This window comes from Candidatus Paceibacterota bacterium, from assembly GCA_028714635.1.
Taxonomy (GTDB): Bacteria; Patescibacteriota; Minisyncoccia; order Phycocordibacterales; family JAQTLZ01; genus JAQTLZ01.
Genome location: JAQTLZ010000019.1, coordinates 1 through 3,559, shown reverse-complemented (window position 1 = coordinate 3,559; position 3,559 = coordinate 1). Strand labels below are relative to the sequence as shown.

Sequence of the window (3,559 nt, the reverse complement as noted above, 5' to 3'; positions counted from 1 at the left end):
TGGGGAGTTTAAGTGCGGCGGGGGTGAACTGGCTGGATGTAGGGAGTTTAAGTGGTGCGGGGGTAAATTGGGGGGATCTAGATGTGTTAAGTGACACGGGGATCAACTGGTTAGATTTGGAGGCCTTGAGTGATGCGGGGGTAAACTGGAAGGATGTGGGGAGTTTAAGTGTGGCGGGGGTAAACTGGCTGGATGTGGACGCGTTAAGTGATGTGGGGATCAACTGGGGGGATGTGGGGAGTTTAAGTGATGCGGGAGTGAACTGGCTGGATGTAGGGAGTATAAGTCAATCGGGGATTAATTGGGCGGATGTGGACGCGTTAAGTGATGTGGGGGTGAACTGGTTGGATGTGGATGTGCTGAGTGATGCGGGGGTGAACTGGGTGGATGTCGGGAGTCTGAGTGCGGCGGGGGTGAATTGGTTGGATGTAGACAGTTTAAGTGATGCCGGGGTGAACTGGGGAGATGTGGATGTGATGAGTGATGTGGGAGTGAACTGGCTGGATGTAGGGAGTATAAGTCAATCGGGGATTAATTGGGTAGATGTAGATGTATTAAGTGACATGGGGGTGAATTGGCTGGATGTGGAGAGTTTAAGTGATGCAGGGGTGAACTGGAAGGATCTGAGCAATTTAAGTAATGGCGGGATCAATTGGGCGGATGTGGATGCGATCAGTGATGTAGGGATCAACTGGCTGGATGTGGATGTGTTGAGTGATGCGGGGGTAAACTGGGTGGATGTGGGTGAATTAAGTAGGGTGGGGGTAAACTGGCTGGATGTGGATGCATTAAGTGATGCAGGGGTGAACTGGGCCGATTTGGATGTATTAAGTGACACGGGAGTGAACTGGTTGGATTTGGATGTGTTAGGGGATGCGGGGATTAACTGGGGAGATATGGACGTGTTAAGTGATGTAGGGGTGAACTGGTTAGATGTGGAGGTTGTGAGTAAGTCCGGGGTGAACTGGGTAGATGTAGGGGGGATGAGCAATGCGGGGGTTAACTGGTTAGATGTTGAGAGGCTGAGTAATGTAGGGGTAAACTGGGTGGATGTGGATGCATTAAGTGATGCGGGGGTTAACTGGGGGGATTTGGATGTATTAAGTGATGCAGGGGTGAATTGGAAGGATTTGGGGAGTTTAAGTGCGGCGGGAGTGAACTGGTTGGATGTGGAGGCGGTGAGCAAGGCAGGGGTGAACTGGCTAGATGTAGGGAGTTTAAGTGTGGCGGGGGTGAACTGGCTGGATGTAGAGGGGATGAGTGATGCGGGGGTAAATTGGGCCGATGTCGGTGTGTTAAGTGCTGCGGGGGTAAACTGGCAGGATGTAGGGAGTTTGAGTGCGGCTGGGGTGAATTGGGAAGATTTAGATGTGTTAAGTGATATGGGAGTGAATTGGCTGGATGTAGGGAGTTTAAGTGAAGCGGGGGTCAATTGGAAGGATGTGAGTAATTTAAGCAATGCGGGGATCAACTGGCTGGATGTGGAGAGTTTAAGTGATGCAGGGGTGAACTGGGAAGATTTGGATGTGTTGGGGGATGTGGGGGTGAACTGGTTGGATTTGGATGTGTTGGGGGATGTGGGGATCAACTGGGTAGATTTAGGGGAACTAAGTGATGTGGGAGTGAACTGGCTGGATGTGGGGAGTTTAAGTGAAGCTGGGGTAAATTGGAAGGATGTGAGTAATCTAAGCAATGCGGGGATCAACTGGCTGGATGTCGGGAGTCTGAGTGCGGCGGGGGTGAATTGGGGAGATGTGGATGTGTTAAGTGATGCGGGGATTAATTGGTTGGATGTAGGTGCGATGAGTGGGGCAGGGGTCAACTGGGGAGATGTGGATGTATTAAGTGATGCCGGGGTGAACTGGTTAGATGTGGAGGTGGTAAGCGAGGTGGGGGTGAACTGGGTGGATTTAGGGGGGATGAGTCAAGCGGGGATCAATTGGCTAGATGTGGCGGGGTTAGGGCATGTAGGGATCAACTGGGGAGATGTGGATGTATTAAGTGATGCTGGGGTAAACTGGGTAGATTTGGCGGTATTAGGAGGGGTGGGGGTAAATTGGCTGGACGTTGAGATTTTGAGTGATGCGGGGATTAACTGGGAAGATGTTGATGTGTTGAGTGGGATAGGGATGAATTGGTTAGATATGGACGTGTTAAGTGACGCGGGGATAAATTGGAAGGATTTGAGTAATTTAAGCAATGTAGGGATCAACTGGCTGGATGTGGGGAGTTTAAGTGGGGCGGGGGTGAACTGGGGAGATGTGGAGAGTTTAAGTGATGCGGGGATCAACTGGCTGGATGTGGGGAGTTTAAGTGCGGCGGGGGTAAACTGGGTGGATGTGGATGCGATCAGTGATGTAGGGATCAACTGGCTAGATTTGGAGGCTTTGAGTGAAGCGGGGGTAAATTGGAAGGATCTGAGCAATTTAAGCAATGTAGGGGTGAACTGGCTGGATGTGGATGCGATCAGTGATGTAGGGATCAACTGGGGGGATGTGGAGAGTTTAAGTGATGCGGGGGTCAACTGGAAGGATGTAGGGAGTTTAAGTGCGGCGGGGGTGAACTGGCTGGATGTGGATGTAATTAGTAAGGCAGGGATCAACTGGGGGGATGTGGATGTTTTAAGTGATGCGGGGGTGAACTGGCTGGATGTAGGGAGTTTAAGTAGTGCGGGGGTAAATTGGGGAGATCTAGACGTGTTAAGTGACACGGGGATCAACTGGTTAGATTTGGAGGTCTTAAGTGGGGTGGGGGTCAATTGGAAGGATGTGGGGAGTTTAAGTGCGGCGGGGGTAAACTGGCTGGATGTAGACGCATTAAGTGATGTGGGGATCAACTGGGGGGATGTGGATGTTTTAAGTGATGCGGGGGTTAACTGGCTGGATGTAGGGAGTTTAAGTAGTGCGGGGGTAAATTGGGGAGATCTAGATGTGTTAAGTGACACGGGGATCAACTGGTTAGATTTGGAGGTTTTAAGTGATGCGGGGGTAAACTGGAAGGATGTAGGGAGTTTAAGTGTGGCGGGGATCAACTGGGTAGATGTGGGGAGTTTAAGTGCGGCGGGGGTCAACTGGCTGGATGTGGATGCATTAAGTGACGCAGGGATAAACTGGGTGGATGTAGGGAGTTTAAGTGCGGCGGGGGTCAACTGGCTGGATGTGGACGCATTAAGTGATGCAGGGGTTAACTGGGGGGATGTGGATGTTTTAAGTGATGCGGGGGTGAACTGGCTGGATGTGGGGAGTTTAAGTGGTGCGGGGATCAACTGGGTGGATGTGGGGAGTTTAAGTGCGGCGGGGGTAAATTGGCTGGATGTGGATGCCTTAAGTGACGCAGGGATCAACTGGGTGGATGTGGGGAGTTTAAGTGTGGCGGGGGTCAACTGGCTGGATGTAGACGCATTAAGTGATGCCGGGGTTAACTGGGTGGATGTGGGGAGTTTAAGTGCGGCGGGGGTGAACTGGCTGGATGTAGGGAGTTTAAGTGGTGCGGGGGTAAATTGGGGGGATCTAGATGTGTTAAGTGACACGGGGATCAACTGGTTAGATTTGGAGGCCTT

1 protein-coding gene is annotated in these 3,559 nt (G+C 51.6%); it reads left to right on the top strand.

Going from position 1 to position 3,559, the window contains the following annotated elements; genetic code table 11:
- Positions 1-3,559, top strand: a 3,559-nt coding sequence (locus PHS53_05220) for a hypothetical protein (GenBank protein MDD5357510.1), incomplete at both ends; no start/stop codon positions are given.